Genomic DNA, 22,472 nt, shown 5'->3' with positions numbered 1-22,472 from the left:
GCAATGCTTGCTGCCGTTACCAATTCCACGCATGCGTACCTGCCCTGCAATCGAAGGTGTTTCGACGTCTGATGTCGCAACGCGCGATGGATCGGTTCGACGCAGGCCCGCATCGGCGCCACCAGCGTACCCAGTACGCCTTCCCGCCCAGCGCACTGCCCCTTTCCTGCCCATCGCTCTCGAGATCCAACCATGATTGCTTTTCTTCAACGCTACAACGTCGGCAAGCGCCTGGGCTTCGCCTTCGGCACGCTGATCCTGCTGTCTTGCGCCCTGGTCGTCGCTGGGCTGTACACGCTGGCGCAAGCGCGCCAGACCCTGGACACGCTCACCAACCGCAACATGGTCATCGTCCAGCGTCTGCAGGAAATGAACAACGCGGTGTCGGTGATTGCCGTGCAGCTGCGCAACGTCGTGCTGCCGACGCCAGACGACGAAAATCAACACTTCGTGTCGATCATCGAAGAGCAGCGCCGCATCTACAAGCAAGCACACGACAAGCTCTACACCTTCTCGGCAACACCTGTGGCCCAGGCGCTACGTGCCAAGATCGATGCCAACAACCAGGCCGCCCGCGCGCTCAACCAGCAGGTGATCGACCTGGATCTTTCCGGCAGGACCAACGAAGCGATGCCCTTGCTGTTGCAGCGTGCTGCACCGGCCACGCAGGCATGGCAGGACGCGCTGCTGGAGTATTCGGAGCTGCAGCGCCAGCGTGCCCAGGAAGCCAATGCGCAGGCCACCACGGCGATGGCCCGCGGCCGCGCGATGTTGATCGGCGGCGGCCTGGCAGTGGTGCTGATCAGCTGCGTGCTCGCATGGTTGATCACCCGCAGCCTGGTCGTTCCGCTGACGCGTGCCACCCGCGCTGCCGAAGCCATTGCCCAGGGCAAGTTGGACAACGACGTCAGCGCGCAGTCCAACGACGAAACCGGCCGGCTGTTGCACGCCATGGACGGCATGCAGGGCCAGCTGCGCAACCTGATTTCCGCACAGCTGGGCATGGCCAAGCGCCATGAAGAAGGCCACATCAGCTTCCGTATGGACGCCGCCGCATTCCCAGGCGACTTCGGCCGCATGGCCAATGACACCAACGAGCTGGTGTCCGCGCACATCAAGGTCAAGATGCAGACCATCCACCTGATCGAGCGTTACGCAATCGGCGACCTGTCTGAAGACATGCCGCAACTGCCCGGCGAAAAAGCCGCCATCACCGCGGCGATGAATCAGGTCAAGCACAACCTGGGCACGATGAATACCGAGATCAAGCAGCTGGCGCAGGCTGCGGCCAATGGTGATTTCACCGCGCGCGGCAATGCCGAGCAGTTCCAGTTCGATTTCCGCATCATGGTGGAAAGCCTCAACACCTTGATGGCCACCGCCGATGGCAATTTGCAGTCGCTCTCCAGCCTGCTGCAGTCGATCGCCGCCGGCGACCTCACTGCACGCATGAGCGGCGAGTACCAGGGCGTGTTTGCGCAGATGCGCGACGACGCCAATGCCACCGCCGAACAACTGGCCAGCATCGTCGGCCGCATCCAGGTCGCAGCCGATGCGATTGGTCTGGCGTCGGGCGAAATCGCCTCCGGCAACCAGGATCTGTCGCAGCGCACCGAGCAGCAGGCCGCTAATCTGGAAGAAACCGCGGCCTCGATGGAAGAGCTCACCTCCACCGTCAAGCAGAATGCCGAACACGCTAACCAGGCCAACCAGCTCGCCATTGGCGCCGCTGCAGTCGCTTCGCAAGGTGGCGATGTGGTGGCCAAGGTGGTCACCACCATGTCCGACATCCAGGGCTCGTCCAAGAAGATTGCCGAGATCATCAGCGTCATCGACGGCATCGCGTTCCAGACCAATATCCTGGCCTTGAACGCCGCGGTGGAGGCAGCGCGTGCTGGCGAACAAGGCCGTGGTTTTGCGGTGGTGGCTTCTGAAGTGCGCACGCTGGCGCAGCGTTCGGCCGGTGCCGCCAAAGAGATCAAGCACCTCATCGATGACTCGGTCGAACGGGTTACCCAAGGTGCAACGCTGGTCGATCAGGCCGGCACCACCATGGCCGACATCGTGGCCAGCGTGCAGCGCGTGACCAACATCATGGGCGAGATTTCGTCCGCCTCGCAGGAGCAGTACGCGGGTATCGAACAGGTCAACCAGACCGTCACCCAGATGGACGAAGCCACCCAGCAAAACGCCGCCTTGGTGGAAGAAGCCACTGCCGCGGCACGTGCAATGGAAGAACAGGCGCAGCAGCTGACCGAAGCGGTAGCGGTGTTCAAGGTGGCTGCGCCTGCACCGGTGGCACGTCAGTTGTCGGCCATTGCCAGCGCACCGGCCAATGCCCGCTTCGCACCGCGCCCGGCTGCACGCGTCACTCCAGCGGCCGCAGCGCCACGTCACAGTGTTATGAGCAGCGCCGCATCGAATGCAGATTCTGGCAATTGGCAGGAGTTCTGATCGCCTAGGAGCCTGATTGCGAAGGCAGCATCCCACGACAGTCCGCCGCAAACGGCTGCCGTGGCGATGCGAATGTCGCTCAGGTGCTCAGTAGAGGCGTGTGACGTGTGCAGAGCATGTGAGTAGCAATTCCGCGCCTGATTTTTGCCATCAGGTGAATTTGCTGAAAACAGCATTTTTCAACGGATGAAATGCATAAATTTGCCTAGTGTCGGAATGCCGCCGTGGTTACCCGCACGCGCCCATCACTTGCCTGAGAACCCGCTTTACCAACTCGCCTAGCCCGCTCAATTGACTGCAGGCCACGCCGTTACTAGTGGCGTGATGACAAACAGATGCGAGCGCGGCGCGCCTTGCTGGCCTGTCGACGTAACCGCCTCCCACCCTCTTGAGCCGAGCGATTCCATGACTTCTCTTTTACTGCGTTTCAATGTGGGGCCGCGTCTGGCTGCCGCCTTCACCGTGTTGATCCTGCTCTCCGGTTTCATCGCCTTTATCGGCTACCGCGGCCTGAACTCCGCACAGGATCTGGTGGATGACTTGGTGCACGACAACATGACCAAGATCCGCCTTTCCAACGACATGATGAATGCCAATTACGTCATCGCTGCAGAGCTACGCAATGTCGTGTTGCCGACCAGCAGCGAAGACAATCTGAAATTTATCGCATCCATCAAGCAGGCACGCGCCGACTACACCAAAGCGCACGATGCGCTGTATGCGATGCCGTCTGTGCCACAGGGCGACGGCATCCGCGCGGAGATCGACAGCCTCACGCCGAAAGTGCGTGAAATGAACAACAAGATCACCGAGCTGGTGATGTCCGGCCACAGCGACCAGGCGCTGCCGCTGCTGCTTACCGAGGCCGCGCCCGCACTGAAGAAATGGCAGGACAAGATCGGCGAGAACATCACCCTTCAGGACAAGCTCGCCTCCGAAGCGGCAGATGTAGCGCTGCAATCGATGGCCGATTCGCGCAAGTTGCTGGTCGGCGGTTCGCTGCTGGTGGTGCTGCTGAGCGGCACCCTGGGCTTGCTGATCACCCGCAGCCTCACGCGCCCGCTGAGCCGCGCGACCCAGGCTGCTGAGGCGATTGCCGAGGGCAAGCTCGACAACGCCGTGCACAGCGATGCCAGCGACGAAACCGGCCGCCTGTTGCAGGCCATGGACAAGATGCAGTCGCAGGTGCGTAACCTGATTACCGCACAGCTGGACATGGCCAAGCGCCACGATGCCGGCCAGGTGAGCTTCCGCATGAATGCCGGTGCATTCCCGGGTGATTACGGCCGCATGGCCGGCGACAACAATGCGCTGGTCGACAGCCATATCCAGGTGACCGCACGCCTGGCGCAGATCATGGGCCGCTACGCGATCGGCGACCTTAGCGACGACATGGACGCCCTGCCCGGCGAACAAGCCAAACTGACCGAGACCATGACGCAGGTCAAACACAACCTGGCAGCGATGAATCAGCAGATCAAACAGCTGGCGCAAGCCGCTGCGGCTGGCGACTTCAGTGCACGTGGCGATGCAGCGCAGTTCCAGTACGACTTCCGCATCATGGTCGACAGCCTCAATCAACTGATGGCAACCGCCGATGGCAGCCTGCAAGCGCTGTCGGGCATGTTGCAGGCGATTGCCGCGGGCGATCTGACCGCACGCATGGACGGCGAGTTCCAGGGCGTGTTCGCACAAATGCGTGACGACGCCAATGCCACGGTTACGCAATTAGCCGGCATTGTTGGGCACATCCAGACTTCGGCAGTGTCGATCAATTCGGCCGCCAGCGAGATCGCTGCAGGCAATAACGACCTATCGCAACGTACCGAGCAGCAGGCTGCCAATCTGGAAGAAACCGCGGCTTCAATGGAAGAGCTCACCTCCACCGTCAAGCAGAATGCAGAAGGCGCACGCCAGGCTAACCAACTCGCGATCGGCGCCGCCAGCGTGGCCTCGCAAGGCGGCGAAGTGGTCGGCAAGGTCGTCGACACCATGGCCGGCATCCAGGCTTCGTCGAAGAAGATTGCCGACATCATCAGCGTCATCGACGGCATCGCGTTCCAGACCAATATCCTGGCATTGAATGCCGCAGTGGAAGCGGCGCGTGCCGGGGAGCAAGGTCGTGGCTTTGCCGTCGTGGCCAGCGAAGTGCGCACGCTGGCGCAGCGTTCGTCCGCTGCCGCCAAGGAGATCAAGGACCTGATCGGTGATTCGGTGCAGCGCGTGACCGATGGCTCGCAGCTGGTGGACCAGGCCGGCCGCACCATGGCCGAAATCGTGTCTTCGGTGCAGCGCGTGACCGACATCATGGGCGAGATTTCCGCTGCGTCGCAGGAGCAATCGGCCGGCATCGAGCAGGTCAATCTCACCGTTACCCAGATGGATGAGGCCACCCAGCAGAATGCTGCGCTGGTAGAAGAAGCCACCGCCGCTGCGCGCGCAATGGAAGAACAGGCGCAGCAACTCACCGAAGCGGCTGCGGTGTTCAAGGTCGATGCGAACGCGCCAGTGGCACGCAAGTTGTCGGCGATCGCCAGTGCAGCTGGCAACCAGCGGCCGGCAACACGCCCCGCTGCACGTGCCGCGGCAACACCACGCCGCGTTGTGGCAAGCGCGTCCACGTCGACCGTTGACGCTGGAAATTGGCAGGAGTTTTAAGCGACTCCACTGCGCACCACCGGTCGCCGGCAGTCGGCGACCGGCACAGAACAGTCGACTGCTTGCAGTCGCATCCTCCACCGTACCCATTTCCCCAGGCAGTCGCAGCTGCCGATATGCGTTCCACGCAACACCGTTGTCAGCAACACAGAACGATTCGAGAGCCTTTGATCCGCGCTCCGCAGATCTTACGGGCCGCTTCCCTTGCTGGGGAAGCGGCCTTTTTTTTATTGCCGTTCCCCAAGAATGACTGACCAACGCAGCAAGCAATCCTCAGGTCAGACGACGCGCAGGAACCGACGTGTACGCGTGCGATTCCGAGCAACGGCTAGAGACCGCTTGCCGCTGCTTTGGAAGAGGTGTTGGCTGCCTAACACCCCGGCGCGGAAGGGCGGCAAGACATGCATTCGCCAGCCGCACGGAGCCCGCCGCGCCCCTGATTTCACTCAAACCTTACAATTTGCAACATGCGGCGGAGACCATGAAACCGCTTTCAGCACCGAAAGCTGAATGGGACGCGCACAGTTGTGCTGATTTCAACGGGAAAAATCAATTTTTTGAACAACCAGCCGCTACGGACTTCACGCATCTGTAACGCCCTCCCCCGGGCAAGGTCGATCCTCATGCACTTTTTCAACCGCCTTTCGGTCGGTACGCGGCTCTCTGCACTGCTCACGCTGGTCATCGCCGTTTCGCTGGGTCTGTTGGCCCTGACCATCTACCGCCAGTCCGCTGGCGATATCGAATCGCAGGTCAAGGCCGAGCTGCGCTCCAGCACCCGGCTGATGCAGCAATCGGTGGCGATGTACGACGTCACCCTGAGCGAAGGCACCCAGCGCCTGGGCAGCGTGTTCGACGACATGCTCCCCACCGGCACGCGCGAACTCGATAGCCGCAGCACCGTCACTATCGGCGAGCAGAACACCCCGTCGCTGCGCGCCGGCAAGCAGGCGCTGAATCTCAATTTCGACGCAGTGGACCGCTTTGCCAAGGCAACCGGCGGCGTCGCCACGATCTTCACCCGCACCGGCGATGACTTCGTGCGCATCACCACCTCGCTGCGCAACAAGCAGAACGAACGTGTCATCGGCACCTTGCTCGATCGCAAGGGCAAGGCCTATGACGCACTGTCGCAAGGCAAGGCCTTCACCGGCCAGGCGCAGCTGTTCGGCGAGCAGTACATGACCCATTACCAGCCGCTGCGCAATGCCGCCGGCGAGGTGATCGGTGCGCTGTTCGTCGGGCGCGACTACACCCAGGGCCTGGCCGCGCTCAAGGCTCAGGTCAGCACCACCACGCTGGGCCAGGACGGCTATTTCGTCATCGTCGATATGGCGCCAGGCGAGCACCAGGGCCAGGTGATCGCGGCCCCGCCGGGCACCCCGGCCACGTTGGCGGCGCTGGTGCCGGCCGAACAGCAGGCGCTGTTGCAGGCGGTGCTGGACGGCAAGCAGCCCAGCGCCGACGTGCAGCTGCGCGATGCCAAGGGCGCCAGCCAGGCGTTCGAAGTCACAGCACAGCGCTACGCGCCGTGGCAGTGGGCAGTGATTGGTGCACAGCCGCGCAGCGCCATCGACGGCCCGCTGGATGCACTCATGGGCAGCATGCTGCTGTTCTCGCTGGTGGTGTTGGCGCTATGCATCGCAGTGGTGTTCATCGCCGCGCGCAAGATGGTCACCCGCCCGCTGCTGGCAGTGGAGCGCGTGCTCGGCGATGTGGCTGCCGGCCGCCTGGATAACCCCATCGACATCGATCGTCACGACGAACTCGGCCGCCTGTTGCTCAACGCGCGCACCATGCGCGACGACCTGCGCGCACGCCTGGAACGCGACCACCTGATCGCCAGCGAAGCACTGCGCGTGCGCACCGCATTGGACGACGTCAGCACCAATGTGATGATCGCCGACGCCGACCGCCGCATCATTTACGTCAATCGCCCGATGCAGCGCATGCTTTCCGAGATGCAGGACGTGATGCGACACGACCTGCCCAACTTCGATGCCACCGCACTGAGCGACACCCGTATCGACCAGTTCCATCGCAATCCCGAGCAGGCGCACCTGCTGGATCAACTCAAGAGCACGCACACCGCGCAGACCGAAATCGGCGGCCGCATCGTGCAGGAAGTGGTCAGCCCGGTCGTGGCCGCCACCGGCGAGCGCATGGGTTATGTCGTCGAATGGAGCGACCGTACCCAGGAAGTGCAGGTGGAACAGGAAGTTGCACACCTGGTGCAGGCCGCTGCCGCCGGCGACCTCAGCGAGCGGATCGACCTCCGGGGCAAGCATGGCTTTCTGTTACTGCTGGCCCAGCAGCTCAACACGCTGCTGGATAACAACGCCGATGGTCTGTCGCGCATCTCCGCCCTGCTCTCGTCGCTGTCGCAAGGCGATTTGACCGCACGCATGGACGGCGAGCTGCAAGGCGTTTTCGCCACCATCCGCGATGACGCCAACGCCACCGCTGATCAGTTGGCCGGCATCGTGCGCCGTATCAAGGACTCGTCGCTGACGATCAATTCCGCCGCCACCGAAATCGCCACCGGCAACGGCGACCTGTCGCGTCGCACCGAACAACAAGCGGCTGCGCTGGAAGAAACCGCTGCTTCGATGGAAGAGCTCACCGCCACCGTCAAGCAGAACGCCGACAACGCCGACCAGGCCAATCGCCTGGTGCTGGATGCCGCCGGCGTGGCCGTAAAGGGCGGCGATGTGGTGAACCGCGTGGTGACCACCATGGCCGATATCGACGCCTCGTCGAAGAAGATTGCCGAGATCATCAGCGTCATCGACGGCATTGCGTTCCAGACCAATATCCTGGCCTTGAACGCGGCAGTGGAAGCGGCGCGTGCCGGCGAACAGGGCCGCGGCTTTGCTGTCGTCGCTTCGGAAGTGCGCACGTTGGCACAGCGCTCTGCCGGTGCGGCCAAAGAAATCAAACACCTGATCGAAGACTCGGTAACCCGCATCGGTAACGGCGCTGCATTGGCTTCCGAAGCCGGCAGCACCATGCAGCAGGTGGTGACATCGGTGCAGCGTGTCACCGACATCATGGGCGAGATCACCAGCGCCTCACGCGAGCAAGCCGCCGGCATTGCCCAGGTCAATCAGACCGTCACCCAGATGGACGAAACCACCCAGCAGAATGCCGCGCTGGTGGAAGAAGCCACTGCCGCAGCGCGCTCGATGGAAGATCAGGCCGCACAGCTGGTTGATGCGGTGGCGGTGTTCCGCCTGGAGCCGCAGGATCGCCTAAGCGCCCTGCTGGCCAACGCACGCAACGCCTATAGCTAAGGCGGAAACGGCGATTCATTACACCGAAATCACAGCGTCGAATGTGCGGTGCCCTCGACTCTGTGGGTCACGCCACGAAGGCGTCCCTGTGGTCCATGCCGCCGTTGGTTCTTTAATCGGCAAAAACACCGCACCAAACAGTTCGATGGTGGTTTTACTGAAGAACGAGCACCGCGCCCCGTGGCCTGCTGGTTGCTTGTTGAAAGGCTGCACCCAGACCATCGCGACTAGTCCTTGCCAGCGATAGGCGTACACGTTTCGTCAGCCACTCTTAAAGAATTGGCTTTGCCGCCGATATCAAGGCGACGCCTGGACAACCCGCCAGGCGTCTTCCCGTTGCTACTGTGCTTGTGCCCATGTCCCAAGGCGATACCCCAGAGCTGGACCACGACGCCGATCACCTCGCCGAAGGTGACGAGCGCTATCTGCTGCGTAACAAGCGGCAGATCCGTGGATTACTGCGCCAGCTGCTCGACCAACGCGCCATCGTGACCATGCACGTGGCCGGCCGCGACATGGCCGTGCCCACCGCCGTGCTGGAATTGGACGAAGACGACGATTGCGTGATCCTGGACGGCAGCCACAACGATGCCTCCAACCGCGCCATCGAGGGTGCCAAATACCTGCTGTGTTACGCCCAACTGGAACGGGTCAATATCCGTTTTCGCCTGGAAAAGGCCGAGCGTATCGAGCGCGGCATTCACGTCGCTTTCCGCGCCGACCTGCCCGACGGGATGTACCACATGCAGCGGCGCGAATCGTACCGGCTGGAAGCGCCGATCACCGACTCCCCCATCTGCACGATTCGCCAAGAGGCCGCACAGGGCGACGCACTCAACCTGCAGCTGCGCGTGATCGACATCAGCAGCGGCGGCCTGGCGGTGTCGCTCACCGATGGCATGCCCTTGCTCGAACCGCAACGCACCTACCGCAACTGCATCCTGCAGCTGCCCGACGCTGCCCCTATTACGCTGCCGCTCACCGTGTGCAGCCAGTACAAGCAGACGCTGCTAAACGGCAGCGAAGGCTTACGTGTCGGCATGCAGTTCAGCGAACTGCCGCGCGGCGCCGACGAAACCATCCAGCGCTACATCTTCCGCGTCGACCGCCAGCGCAACGCGCGCAAGAGCGGCATGTTCTGAACCTGCCCGCACCGCGCGGGGCCGGCACCTAAAGATGCCGCCCACCCCGCCGATGTTGCTAGGGCATCCCTCATCCGTATCTGCCGCAGTCCTGCCGCAACCTGACACTTAGCCGCAACGCCCGGAGTTTCCATGAACGACAAAAGCACTGCCACCGGCACCGGTGGTGAATTCCTCAGCTTCGCTTTGGGCGAAGAACACTACGGCGTGGATATCCTGAAAGTGCAGGAAATCCGCGGCTACGATTCTGTCACCCGTCTGCCCGACGCGCCCGACTACATCAAGGGTGTGATCAACCTGCGCGGCACCATCGTGCCGGTGATCGACCTGCGTCTGAAGCTGCGCCTGAAAGAAGCGCGCTACGACGCCTTCACCGTGATGATCGTGCTCAACGTCGAAGACCGCGTGGTCGGCATCGTCGTGGACAGCGTTTCCGACGTGATTCCGCTTAACGACGACCAGATCCGCCCCACGCCCGAATTTGGCGCCGCGGTCGACACGCGCTTCATCTCCGGCATCGGCACCCAGGACGATCGCATGTTGATCCTGCTGGATATCGAAACCCTGCTGGACAGCACCGAGCTGGGTCAGCAACTGGTCGAAGAAGCCGCCTGATCAAGCGGTTGGTTCGCCTCGCCTGCGGTCGTCGGAGAGGTGTGGCGGTGGGCGGGAACCGTCATGTACGACGCGTACATGGCGCTACCGGCCACCCACTGCGCCACTCCGACGGCCGTACTGCGTTCACCGCGAGCGTATCTACAACCATCGCGTGTCAGGAGCCTCCCTACACGCGACGCACCGCTCTCTTGAAGTGAGATATAAATCACGTTTACCGGATTCAAGTTGAACGGCGGTTAGCCGATAGCTGAATGGAAGCCCGCGTCCACACAACGGGTCACCGTTCGACTTTTGACTCTGGAGAATCCCTATGAAGTTTCTGCTCTCGCTCCTCCCCGTTGCTGCTCTCGTGATCGTTGCGCCCACGCTGTCGGCTCAGTCGCAGGAAATGATTCCGCCGGAGATGGCCACCCGCTTCGTCGGCAAGGACGGCATGGTGTGCGGCAAGGTCGAAAAGGCCAAGTACGCGCAGAGCTCGGAAGGCGAGCCCACCTTCCTGTACATGGGCGGCATGTTCCCGCGCCACACCTTCTCCGCACGCATCGACGGCGCTAACCGCGGCAAGTTCAGCTTTGCCCCGGAAACGCTTGAAGGTAAGGACGTCTGCGTCCTCGGCAAGATCCAGCGCGACAGTTCGCGTGCCGAAATCGAAGTCAGCTCCCCGGCCAGCCTGAAGCTCGCCACCATCAAGTAATCGCCTCGCACATCGCCACGCCCTCGCGCGTGGCGATGTGCTGTTGTGGCTATGCGAACTGACTTCCACGGGGGAATCGTATCAATGCAATGGATCAACAGTCTGAAATTGATGCCCAAGCTGATGCTGGCGTTCGGCATCGTGCTGCTGATGATGCTTGTTCAAGGCATCATCGCCTATTCGGGTCTGGCGTCGCTCAACAACGTCACCCGCGATCTGGCCGGCAATACCATGTCCAGCGTGCGCGAAGCAGGCGATCTGCGCGGCATGCTCGGCGAATACCGCAATGCGGCTTACCAGAACCTGGTGCGCGCCAGCGATTCGGTCAAGCAGGAAGCAAAGGTTCGCTCCAAGAAACTCAATGGTGAGATCGAAGCCACCATCAAGGGCTACCCGCGCCTGATCGAGAGCCCGCAACAGAAGAAGCTGTTCGATGTATTCGTGGCCGACTGGAAGAAGGCCTCGGCCTCCTACGCCAGCGTCGATGAAATGATCGAACTCAATCTGCCCGACGATGCCGTCGATACCTTCGTCGGCGAAACCCGCACCCTGCACAACAAGGCCAAGGATTCGCTGGCTGCGTTGATCACCGAAGACAACATGCTGGCGCAGGCTGCCAAGACCAAGGCTGAAAAGGTCCATGCCACCTCCGTCTCGCTGACCGTGATGGTGCTGCTGATCGGCATTGCCGGCGGCCTGGGCCTGGCGTTCCTGTTCGCCCGTTCCATCGTCAAGAGCATGCGCGGCGCGGTCACCACCGCCACCGAAATCGCCGGCGGCAAGCTGGACGGCCAGATCAACGTGCAGGGCCAGGACGAAGTGGGCGAGTTGATGCGCTCCATGCAGCGCATGCAGCGCGACCTGAAAGAGCGTATCGAACGCGATCAGAGGATCGCCGACGAAAACCTGCGTATTCGCACTGCGCTGGACAAGTCCTCGACCGGCACCTTCATCACCGATCCAGAGCGGGTCATGATCTACGCCAACGACGCCTTCAGGAAGATCGTGGCGCAGTACGAAAGCAGCATCCGCCTGGCATCGCCCGAGTTCGACGCGAGCAAGGTCATCGGCCAGCACATCAGCTACCTGGGTCTGTCGGAAGCGACCGTGCGCAAGGCCATTGCCGCGTTGGAACGCGATGGCGTCACCAGCTTCGAAGAGCGCTTCGGCGAAGTGGTGCTGGCGCAGACGGTCACCGCCATCAAGAACGAACAGGGCGAGACCAGCGGCGAAGTCTGCGAATGGCGCGACCGCACCATTGAAGTCCAGGTCGAAGAAGAAGTTGCGCGTATCGTGCGTGCTGCCGCTGCTGGCGACATGGGCGGCCGCGTGGAAACCGACGGCAAGCAGGGTTTCTTCCTGCAGTTGGCGCAGCAGCTCAATGGCTTGCTGGATGCCAATGCCGGCAGCCTGGAGCAGATCTCTGCCCTGTTGTCCGCGCTGTCGCGTGGCGACCTGACCGTGCGCATGCATGGAGAATTCAGCGGCGTGTTCGCGCAGATGCGTGACGATGCCAATGCCACCGCAGAGCAACTGGCTGACATCGTTGGCCGCATCAAAGTGTCTTCCAGTGCGATCAACTCGGCTGCTGGCGAAATCGCTTCGGGCAACAGCGACCTGTCGCACCGCACCGAACAGCAGGCCGCCAACCTGGAAGAAACCGCTGCCTCGATGGAGGAGCTCACCTCCACGGTCAAGCAGAATGCCGAGAACGCCCGTCAGGCCAACCAGCTGGCAATCGGCGCCACCGGCGTGGCCTCGCAAGGCGGTGAGGTGGTGTCGCAGGTGGTTACCACCATGTCCGGCATCGAAGCCTCGTCCAAGAAGATCGCCGACATCATCAGCGTCATCGATGGCATCGCGTTCCAGACCAATATCCTGGCGTTGAATGCCGCAGTGGAAGCGGCACGTGCCGGCGAACAGGGTCGCGGCTTTGCCGTGGTCGCATCCGAAGTGCGCACGCTGGCGCAGCGTTCGGCCGGTGCGGCGAAGGAGATAAAGGGTTTGATCGACGATTCCGTGCACAAGGTCGCCGAAGGCTCGGCACTGGTCCGCAAGGCCGGCGCCACCATGGCCGAGATCGTGGCCAGCGTGCAGCGCGTGACCGACATCATGGGTGAGATTTCTGCTGCTTCGCAGGAGCAGTCGTCCGGGATCGAGCAGGTCAACCAGACCATCACCCAGATGGACGAAACCACCCAGCAGAACGCAGCGCTGGTGGAAGAAGCCACCGCCGCCGCCCGCTCGATGGAAGAGCAGGCCGGTCACCTGGCCGAAGCGGTGTCGGTGTTCAAGCTGGACGAATCGGCTGCGCCAGTTGCGCAGACCGCACGCGTGCGGCCGATCGCCTCACGCCAGGTTGCAGTGAAAGGCGCCGCCAAGCCGGTAGCGCGGGCAGCGGCAACCGCATCGCGGCCTGCCATATCCCAGGCCGCGTTGGCCGACGGTAACTGGCAAGAGTTCTGATTCACCGCTGTCACCACAACGCCCCGGCACTGCCGGGGCGTTGTGCATCTGGGCACTGCAATCTGCGTTGGTCACCGCGCGCCCGTTGCGACGGAATGCCTGATGGGCGGCCTTGGGCGCTTAGCGGCAGCAGACGCCCGCTATACCCCACCGTACGGCCGACCGAACCCAACCGCGTGCAATCCACGCATTGGTGCTTCAGTTGCGCCGCTACTTGGCCGATATCCAGTTATAGCTCACGACGCGTATGGATATGACGACTACGACTTCCGCTTCAGACACACGCGAATTTGATTTCGGCGACCGCGACTTCAAACGCGTCTGCGACCTGATCTACCAGCGTGTCGGCATTGCGCTGGCTCCAGCCAAGCGCGACATGGTGTATGGCCGCCTATCGCGTCGTCTGCGCGTGCTCGGCCTGCGCTCATTCCGCGAATACCTCGATCAGCTCGAGGCCGGCAACGACGAAGAAGAATGGCAGGCGTTCACCAATGCGCTGACCACCAACCTGACCTCGTTCTTCCGCGAGCCGCACCATTTCGACAAACTGCGCGAAGAACTGCAAAAGCGCGCCTCGCAGGCGCCACTGAAGATCTGGTCATGCGCCGCGTCCACCGGCGAGGAGCCCTACTCCATCGCCATCACCGCTTGCGAAGCGTTCGGCACCCTGACCCCTCCGGTCAGCATCGTCGCCACCGACGTCGATACTCAGGTGTTGGAAACCGCGTCGCGCGGCGTCTACGCCATCGACCGTGTCGCCTCGCTGGATGCATCGATCAAGCGCAAATACTTCCAGCGCGGCAGCGGCCCCAACGAAGGCAAATGCCGGGTCATTCCCGCGCTGCGCCAGCTCATCGAATACCGCCAGTTGAATCTGCTGGCACCGCGTTACGACGTTGGCGGCCCGTACGCCGCGCTGTTCTGCCGCAACGTGATGATCTATTTCGACAAGCCTACCCAGCGCGGCATCCTGTCGCGCCTGGTCAGCCACATGGGCGACGATGGCTTGCTCTACACCGGGCACTCGGAGAATTACCTGCACGCGGCCGATCTGATCCAGCCGTGCGGGCGCACGCTGTATCGGCGCGCTCCGCGCGCAGGAGCCTCTGCATGAGTACGGCCGTGCAAGTCGACGATGTCATGCGTTACCGCGATTCGCGGTTCCAGACCATTGCCGCCAAACTGCTGCCCACGCAGTATCTGGTGGTGGACGACGACACCGCGTTGACAACCACCCTGGGATCTTGCGTCGCAGCCTGCCTGCGCGATCCGGTGCTGAAGATCGGCGGCATGAACCATTTCTTGTTGCCAGAAGGCCAGATCGGCGATGGCGCACCCGCGCGTTACGGCAGTTACGCGATGGAGTTGCTGATCAACGACATGCTCAAGCGCGGCGCGCATCGTAAACGCATCGAAGCCAAGGTTTTCGGTGGCGCCAACGTGCTCAAGGGCTTCACCAGCAACCCGGTTGGCACCCGCAACGCAGAGTTCGTGCGCCAGTACCTGCAGGCCGAACACATTCCCATCATTGCCGAAGATCTGTGCGGCATCCATCCGCGCAAGGTGTGGTTCTTCGCGACTACCGGCCGCGTCGTCGTGCAGCGTCTGCCGCATGCACACGAAGCCGAAGTTGCCGCTACCGAATCGGCCGTGCGCGCCCGTCTGTCCAAAGCACCGGTCACCGGTGGAGTGGAGTTGTTCGAATGACGCTGGAAACCCCTGTGCGTGTGTTGATCGTCGACGATTCGGCGGTCGTGCGTCAGATGCTCACCGAAATCCTCTCGCGCGATGCCGGCATCGAAGTGGTCGGCTCCGCCGCCGACCCTTTGCTGGCGCGCGAAAAGATCAAGCGCCTCAATCCGGATGTGATCACGCTGGATGTGGAAATGCCGCGCATGGACGGGCTGGTGTTCCTGGAAAACCTGATGCGCCTGCGCCCAACCCCGGTGGTGATGATTTCATCGCTGACCGAGCGCGGCGCCGACACCACCTTGCAGGCGTTGTCGCTGGGCGCAGTGGATTTCGTGTCCAAGCCCAAGATCGATGTCGCACGCGGGCTGGAAGACTATGCCGAAGAAATCGTCAGCAAGGTCAAGATGGCCGCCAAAGCCAAGGTCAGCGCACTCAATCGCCCGAGCGCCCCCAAGGTCACGCTCGATATGCAGGCGGCGCCGGTGCCCGGCAGCGCGCTGCGCTTTCGTACCACCGACCGTTTGATCGCCATCGGCGCCTCCGCCGGTGGCACCGAAGCGCTGCGCGTGGTGCTCGAACACATGCCCGCCGATGCGCCCGCGGTGGTGATGACCCAGCATCTTCCGGCCAGCTTCAGCACCGCGTTCGCAGAGCGCCTCAACCGCCATTCCGCCATGTCGGTGCGCGAAGCCACCGACGGCGAAGCGATCCTGCCCGGTCACGCGTATTTGCCGCCAGGCGGCCAACATTTACGCATTATTCGCGACGGTGCGCGTTGGCGTTGCCGTATCGACGATGGCCCGCCGGTCAATCGCCACAAGCCGGCGGTGGACGTGCTGTTCCGCTCTGTCGCCGCAAACGCCGGCCCGAATGCGGTCGGCGCCATCCTCACCGGCATGGGCGACGACGGCGCACGCGGGCTGCTGGAAATGCTGCAGGCCGGCGCGCCGACGCTGGTGCAGGACGAAGCCAGCAGCGTGGTCTGGGGCATGCCCGGCGCGGCGTACAAACTTGGCGCTGCGCAGGAAGTGGTGCCGCTGGAGCGCGTGGCCGAGCGCTTGCTCGCATTGTCGGCGCAGGCGCGCTGAGCCCGCATGGCCGCGCATCCCTCGCACCCGAGCGACCCGACGCTTCCGCTGACACCGGGAAGCGCGACGGGCGCTGCTGCGGACGCGGCGGTCGATCGTACGCAGGGGACGGCTGAGCCGGTACATGCGAACACGCCAAGCCACGACCTGGTCAGACCCGGCCCGGTCACTGCCGGCATGGCCAAGGCCGGCGAACAGCCTGAGCAGCGCCGTTCGCGCCTGCTGGCCGAAGCGCTGGATGGCAGCAGCAGCGCCATTCTCATCTGCGATCTGCAATCGCGCATGCTGTATGCCAACGACGGTTTCCAGCGCATGTTCGGCTACACCGAAGCCGAAGTGGTCGGTCTACGTCCCTCGGACGTACTGACCCGCGCGCAGAGCGACCAGAGCGAAGTCGCCCGTGTGCGCGAGAGCGCTGATGCCTTGCAGCACACCCGCGCCGACCTGCTGGTGTACCGCAAGGACGGCACCCCGCTGTGGATCTCGCTGAACTTCAACCCGATCTACGACGCCAACCACGCTCCTTCGCATTATGTGGCCGTGCTGACCGACATCACCGACACCAAGATGCACGAGATATTGCAGCACCGCGTGCTGGAAGCTCTGGTGCAGGAACGCCCGTTGATCGAGGTGATGACGCTCATTTGCACCGAGGTCGAACGCATCGCACCGGACGTGCTGGCCACGGTGATGAGCGCAGACAATCAAGGCCGCCTGCATTCGCTGGCTGCGCCCAGCCTGCCGCCCGAATACGCCGATGCGGTCAACGGCTTGAAGATCGGCCCGGCCGCGGGCGCCTGCGGCACCGCGGCCTGGCGCGGTCGCGCGGTGATGGTGGAAGACATCGCCACCGACTCATTGTTCGAACCGTATCGCGACACGCTGTTGTCATGGGGCCTGCACGCCTGCTGGAGTATGCCGATCCGCTCCAACAGCGCACGCGTGCTCGGCACCTTCGCGCTGTACTACCGCAAGCCGCAACGTGCCGATGCCTGGCACATGCGGCTCTCCGATTGGTGCCAACAACTGTGCACGCTGGCGCTGGAGCGCGAGCAGATCCGCCAGCGCGTGCATCAATTAGCGTTCTACGACACGCTCACCGGCCTGCCGAATCGCATCATGTTCAGCGCGCGCGCAGAGCAAGCACTGACGCAGGCCGAATACGCCGGCGAACCGGCGGCATTGATGTTCATCAACATCGATCGTTTCAAACTCATCAACGATAGCCAGGGTCATGCCGCAGGCGACGGTCTGTTGCGCGACATCGCCCTGCGCATCAACGACCAACTCACTGCCACAGCGATGCTGGCGCGCCTGTCAGGCGACGAATTCGCACTTGCACTGCCGCAGTGCAGTGCCGAGCAAGCCAGTGCCGCCGCCGAGCGTTTGTTGGTCAGCATCGCTAGCCCGCTGCCGGTGGGCCATATGACCGTGCATCCGTCAGCCAGTATCGGCGTGGCGATGTTTCCCGAGGATGGCCGCGAGATCAACATCCTGTTGCGCCACGCCGATCTGGCGATGAACCGCGCCAAGAAAGAAGGCGGTGGGCGTTTCCGTTTCTTCAGTTCCGACATGAACCGCATGGCGCAAGAACGCGTTGCGCTGGAAGCGGAGCTGCGCCAGGCCATCGGCCGCCATCAGCTGCAACTGCATTACCAACCGCAGATGCACAGCGCCGCGCCGCACACGTTGTATGGCGTGGAAGCGCTGCTGCGCTGGAATCATCCGCAATTGGGCGCAGTGTCACCGGCGCGGTTCTTACCGGTGGCCGAAGAGCAAGGCATGATGCCGCAGATCAATGCGTGGGTACTGCGCAGCGCGTGCCAGCAGGTCGCCGACTGGCGTCAGCGTGGCGTGCCGGTGGCACGCGTCTCGGTGAATCTGTCGGCCAGTGGTTTCGAAAGCCCGCGCATGCTGTCGGATCTGCTCCAGCTCATTGCCGACATGGGCGTACAGCCCTCCGACCTGACCCTGGAACTGACCGAAAGCGTGATGCTGTCCGGGCAACCGGGCGTGCTGGAAAACCTGCATGCCATTCGCGAAGCCGGCATCTCGCTGTCGCTGGACGATTTCGGTACCGGCTATTCCAGCCTGAGCCATTTGCATCGCCTGCCAATCGACGAACTCAAACTGGACATGAGCTTCGTCCGTGATATCGAACACAGCGAAGACGCGCGCGCACTCACCACCTCGGTATTGCGCATCGGCGAACACCTGCGCAAGCACGTGGTGGCCGAAGGCGTAGAAAACGAAGCACAGCGCCTGTTTCTCGCCGATCTGGGCTGCGAAGTGCTGCAAGGCTACCTGTTCTCGCGGCCGCTGCCGGCCGCAGCGCTGGAAGCATGGCTGGGCGCGCAGCCATAGCGCGACTGATAAACGACCTCGTGGCGATCAGGCTGGTGCATTGTTACTCAGTGCGGCATGGACACCACATACAGAATCACCAATGCCCACCTACCATCGTGGGACCCCGTGCGTAGCTTTGAATAGAGCGGGCAGCAGACTGCTCGACGCGGTGTTCTCGCGCTTCAAGAAGCCACCTGCAAACTGTCTGGCGCGGTGCCCTCGCCGATTGCGGGACCGTTGGCGGCATGGATGCCGCCAACGAGCCCCCCATGGACTGGTTCACAGCGTGTCCCGCGAGCAGTGAGGGCACTGCGCACGCGCCTAATCAAGCTTTTGCCCCAAGGGTTGGTTAGCTGATCCGACTGCTGGCAATGCCCTCAAGCGCTCCTCTTAGCAGTCATGCCAGCACTCAGCCTCACTGCAACGTGCGCTTCAACCATCCCAACAGCTGCGCATTGACGAATGCCGGATTTTCCAGCGATGCGATATGCCCGGCATCGGGCACCAGTTCGTAATCGCAGCCGATCACCTCGGCCATCATCCACAACTCTTCCGGCGGGCGCGGAACGTCGTATTCGCCAGCGAGCAGGAACGTGTTGGCAGGGTTGAGCGCTGCCAGTGTTTCGAGCCGATCGTCGCGCCCGAAGATCAACCGCCCTAGTGGCACGATCGACGCACGCAACTGCTCCGACGTCATCGCCGCCAGACGCTGCGCGAACGCCGCCGGCAACGCGGATTGCAGATCGATATCGGCACGGAAAAACAGCGGCACGATCGCCTCGACCAATTCCGGCGTCACCTGCCCCGCCGCATCGATCGCATTGAGCAACGCAAAGTAGCGCGTGCGCGCCGCCTGCGATTCGGCACCCATAAAGGTGTCCATCAACACCAGGCTGCGCACTCGCTCCGGCGCGCGCATGGCCAACTCCGCGCCCCACATGCCACCGACCGACAGACCCACCACCGCGCATTGCGGAAGCTCCAGCGCATCCAGCAGCGCCAGCATCTGATCGGCAAGATGCCCCACGGTCTGCGTGCCGGCCGGCAATGGGTCTGATTGCCCATGCCCCCACAGCTCGGGAACGATCACCTGGTAATGCTGCGACAGCGACCGAATCTGCGGCTCCCACATCGCCGCGTCCCACAGATAACTGTGACCAAGCAAAATCGGAAACCCTTGGCCGTGTTGCGTGTAGTGCAACGTCTGACCGGAAATTGTGCAAGTAGGCATGGGCATCAACGGGCAGTGGTAGAGCGGCCGGACTCTAGACGCGGGGACTTCAGATTTTTGTTGCAATGCCACAATCCAGTCAGCTGGTATTTGCTTTGACACCCGGCATCGCGGTGAAAACACGAAGTAATTGCCCGAAAAGCGAAATGCCCGACAGTGCCGGGCATTTCGGGACAACAGAGCAGCGGCGAATCAGGCTGCGACAGTGTCCGCCATGTCCTGATACTCCTGGATCTGATCGAAGTTCATGTAGCGATAGATCTGGTCGCCACTGGTCTTGATCACGCCCACATCGGCCATGTACTCGTCCTTGGTCGGGATGCGGCCCAGGCGCGAGCAGATCGCCGCCAGTTCCGCCGAGCCCAGGTACACGTTGGTGTTGCGGCCCAAGCGGTTGGGGAAGTTACGCGTGGAGGTGGAGAACACCGTGGCGCCCTCACGTGCCTGGGCCTGGTTGCCCATGCACAGCGAGCAGCCCGGCATTTCCATGCGCGCGCCGGCCGCACCGAAGGTGCCGTAATGGCCTTCCTTGGTGAGTTCGGACGCATCCATCTTGGTCGGCGGTGCCACCCACAAGCGGGTCGGGATATCGCGCTTGCCTTCCAGCAACTTGGCAGCAGCACGGAAGTGACCGATGTTGGTCATGCACGAACCGATGAACACTTCGTCGATGGCCGCACCGGCTACTTCAGACAGCGTCTTGACGTCGTCCGGGTCGTTCGGGCACGCCACGATCGGCTCGTGGATGTCGGCCAGGTCGATCTCGATGACCGCGGCGTATTCGGCGTCGGCGTCGGGCTGCAGCAGCTGCGGGTCGGCAAGCCACTCTTCCATCTTCTTGATGCGGCGGCCCAGGGTGCGCGCGTCGGCATAGCCTTCGGCGTTCATCCAGCGCAGCAGGGTGATGTTGCTGGTCAGGTATTCGACGATCGGTGCTTTATCCAGGTGCACGGTGCAACCGGCCGCCGAACGCTCGGCCGAGGCATCGGACAGTTCGAACGCCTGCTCCACCTTCAGATTCGGCAAGCCTTCAATTTCCAGGATGCGGCCGGAGAAGATGTTCTTCTTGCCCTGCTTGGCCACGGTCAACAGACCGTCCTTGATCGCGTACAGCGGGATCGCATTGACCAGATCACGCAAGGTCACGCCCGGCTGCATTTCGCCCTTGAAGCGCACCAGTACGCTCTCGGGCATGTCCAGCGGCATCACCCCGGTGGCGGCTGCGAAGGCGACCAGGCCGGAGCCGGCCGGGAACGAAATGCCGATCGGGAAACGGGTGTGCGAGTCGCCGCCGGTGCCGACGGTGTCGGGCAGCAGCATGCGATTGAGCCAGCTGTGGATCACGCCGTCGCCCGGACGCAGCGAGACGCCACCACGGGTGGAGATGAATTCCGGCAGCGTGTGGTGGGTCTTGACGTCGACCGGCTTCGGGTATGCGGCGGTGTGGCAGAACGACTGCATCACCAGGTCGGCCGAGAAGCCCAGGCAGGCCAGATCTTTCAGCTCGTCGCGGGTCATCGGGCCGGTGGTGTCCTGCGATCCCACCGAGGTCATCTTCGGCTCGCAATAGGTGCCTGGGCGCATGCCCTGGCCTTCCGGCAACCCGCAGGCCCGGCCAACCATCTTTTGCGCCAGCGAGAAGCCCTTACCGGTGTCCGGCGGGTCCATCGGCAGACGGAACAGGTCCGAGGCCGGCAGGCCCAGGAATTCGCGCGCCTTGGCGGTGAGACCACGGCCGACGATCAGCGGAATGCGGCCACCGGCGCGCACTTCATCGAACAGCACGTCCGACTTCATCGCGAACTCGGCGATCACCTGCCCGTTCTTGAGTGCCTTGCCGTCGTACGGACGCAGCTCGACCACGTCGCCGTGCTCCATTTGCGACACGTCCAGTTCGATCGGCAGGGCGCCGGCGTCTTCCATGGTGTTGTAGAAGATCGGCGCGATCTTCGAACCCAAGCAGACGCCGCCGAAGCGCTTGTTGGGGATGTACGGAATGTCTTCGCCGGTCCACCACAGCACCGAGTTGGTCGCCGACTTGCGCGAGGAACCGGTACCGACCACGTCGCCCACGTAGGCGACCAGATGGCCCTTGTCCTTGAGGTCGGCAATGGCCTGGATCGGGCCACGCTTGCCGTCTTCTTCCGGCTCGAACGCCGCGCCATCGCGCTTGTTCTTCAGCATCGCCAGCGCGTGCAGCGGGATGTCCGGGCGGGTGGTCGCATCCGGTGCCGGCGACAGGTCGTCGGTATTGGTTTCGCCCGGCACCTTGAACACGGTGACGGTCATGCTCTGCGGCACTTCCGGCTTGCTGGTGAACCACTCGGCATCGGCCCAGCTCTGCAGCACGGACTTGGCGTGCGCGTTACCGGCTTCGGCCTTTTCCTGCACGTCGTGGAACGCATCGAACACCAGCAAGGTGTGCTTGAGCGCTTCGGCAGCGGTGGCGCCCAGTTCGGCGTTGTCCAGCAGGTCGATCAACGGCTGGATGTTGTAGCCACCCAGCATGGTGCCGAGCAGCTCGGTGGCGCGCGTGGGGCTGATCAGTGCGGTGGTCTCGGTGCCGAAGGCCACCGCGGCCAGGTACGAGGCCTTGACCTTGGCGGCATCGTCGACGCCGGCCGGCACCCGCTGGCTGAGCAGTTCGACCAGGAACTCCTCTTCACCCGCAGGCGGGGCCTTGAGCAGCTCGATGACCTCGGCGGTCTGCTGCGCGGTCAGCGGCAGCGGCGGGATACCGAGCGCAGCGCGCTCTGCAACGTGGTGGCGATAGGCTTCCAACATGCGGGT

General features: G+C 63.0%; 13 protein-coding genes. 11 read left to right on the top strand and 2 right to left on the bottom strand.

What is annotated here, in order from left to right; genetic code table 11:
- Positions 1-192 precede the first annotated feature (192 nt).
- From NX05_RS19570 to NX05_RS19520, 11 genes are all read left to right on the top strand, one after another.
- The gene (locus NX05_RS19570) at positions 193-2,454 is read left to right on the top strand and encodes a methyl-accepting chemotaxis protein (RefSeq protein ID WP_039439011.1); all 2,262 of its coding nucleotides are present in this window, start codon (positions 193-195) and stop codon (positions 2,452-2,454) included.
- Positions 2,455-2,859: 405 nt separating this feature from the next.
- Positions 2,860-5,112 (top strand): methyl-accepting chemotaxis protein, encoded by a 2,253-nt coding sequence (locus NX05_RS19565; RefSeq protein ID WP_039435113.1) that lies wholly within the window; start codon positions 2,860-2,862, stop codon positions 5,110-5,112.
- A 623-nt stretch (positions 5,113-5,735) separates the two neighbouring features.
- Complete coding sequence (locus NX05_RS19560) at positions 5,736-8,405, top strand: methyl-accepting chemotaxis protein (protein ID WP_039435116.1); 2,670 nt, start codon at positions 5,736-5,738, stop codon at positions 8,403-8,405.
- A 356-nt stretch (positions 8,406-8,761) separates the two neighbouring features.
- The gene (locus tag NX05_RS19555; protein WP_039435120.1) at positions 8,762-9,547 is read left to right on the top strand and encodes a flagellar brake protein; all 786 of its coding nucleotides are present in this window, start codon (positions 8,762-8,764) and stop codon (positions 9,545-9,547) included.
- A 132-nt stretch (positions 9,548-9,679) separates the two neighbouring features.
- Positions 9,680-10,162, top strand: coding sequence for a chemotaxis protein CheW (locus NX05_RS19550; RefSeq protein ID WP_002806488.1), 483 nt, complete (start codon positions 9,680-9,682; stop codon positions 10,160-10,162).
- A gap of 313 nt (positions 10,163-10,475) precedes the next feature.
- On the top strand, positions 10,476-10,859 hold the full coding sequence (locus NX05_RS19545) for a hypothetical protein (RefSeq protein ID WP_003486337.1): 384 nt from the start codon (positions 10,476-10,478) through the stop codon (positions 10,857-10,859).
- 84 nt (positions 10,860-10,943) lie between these two features.
- Positions 10,944-13,325: a methyl-accepting chemotaxis protein gene (locus tag NX05_RS19540; RefSeq protein ID WP_039439009.1), complete on the top strand. Its 2,382-nt coding sequence runs from the start codon at positions 10,944-10,946 to the stop codon at positions 13,323-13,325.
- Positions 13,326-13,572: 247 nt separating this feature from the next.
- Positions 13,573-14,439: a CheR family methyltransferase gene (locus NX05_RS19535; protein ID WP_039435128.1), complete on the top strand. Its 867-nt coding sequence runs from the start codon at positions 13,573-13,575 to the stop codon at positions 14,437-14,439.
- On the top strand, positions 14,436-15,032 hold the full coding sequence (cheD, locus tag NX05_RS19530) for a chemoreceptor glutamine deamidase CheD (protein ID WP_010365269.1): 597 nt from the start codon (positions 14,436-14,438) through the stop codon (positions 15,030-15,032). The genes NX05_RS19535 and cheD overlap by 4 nt, the downstream gene beginning before the upstream one ends.
- Positions 15,029-16,105 carry a protein-glutamate methylesterase/protein-glutamine glutaminase gene (locus NX05_RS19525; protein WP_010365270.1) on the top strand — a complete coding sequence of 359 codons (1,077 nt, stop codon included), beginning with the start codon at positions 15,029-15,031 and terminating at the stop codon, positions 16,103-16,105. Before cheD ends, NX05_RS19525 begins: the two co-directional genes overlap by 4 nt.
- Before the next feature lie 6 nt (positions 16,106-16,111).
- Positions 16,112-18,469, top strand: coding sequence for a sensor domain-containing protein (locus NX05_RS19520; RefSeq protein WP_240307869.1), 2,358 nt, complete (start codon positions 16,112-16,114; stop codon positions 18,467-18,469).
- A 397-nt stretch (positions 18,470-18,866) separates the two neighbouring features.
- Here NX05_RS19520 and NX05_RS19515 read toward each other — a convergent pair whose 3' ends face one another.
- The gene (locus tag NX05_RS19515) at positions 18,867-19,682 is read right to left on the bottom strand and encodes an alpha/beta fold hydrolase (protein ID WP_039435135.1); all 816 of its coding nucleotides are present in this window, start codon (positions 19,680-19,682) and stop codon (positions 18,867-18,869) included.
- A 192-nt stretch (positions 19,683-19,874) separates the two neighbouring features.
- Positions 19,875-22,466: a bifunctional aconitate hydratase 2/2-methylisocitrate dehydratase gene (acnB, locus tag NX05_RS19510; RefSeq protein ID WP_039435138.1), complete on the bottom strand. Its 2,592-nt coding sequence runs from the start codon at positions 22,464-22,466 to the stop codon at positions 19,875-19,877.
- Positions 22,467-22,472: the final 6 nt, after the last annotated feature.

The organism is Xanthomonas vasicola, from assembly GCF_000772705.2.
Classification (GTDB): domain Bacteria; phylum Pseudomonadota; class Gammaproteobacteria; order Xanthomonadales; family Xanthomonadaceae; genus Xanthomonas; species Xanthomonas vasicola.
The sequence above is the reverse complement of the archived record's forward strand: the minus strand, read 5'-3'. Positions and strand labels throughout refer to the sequence as shown.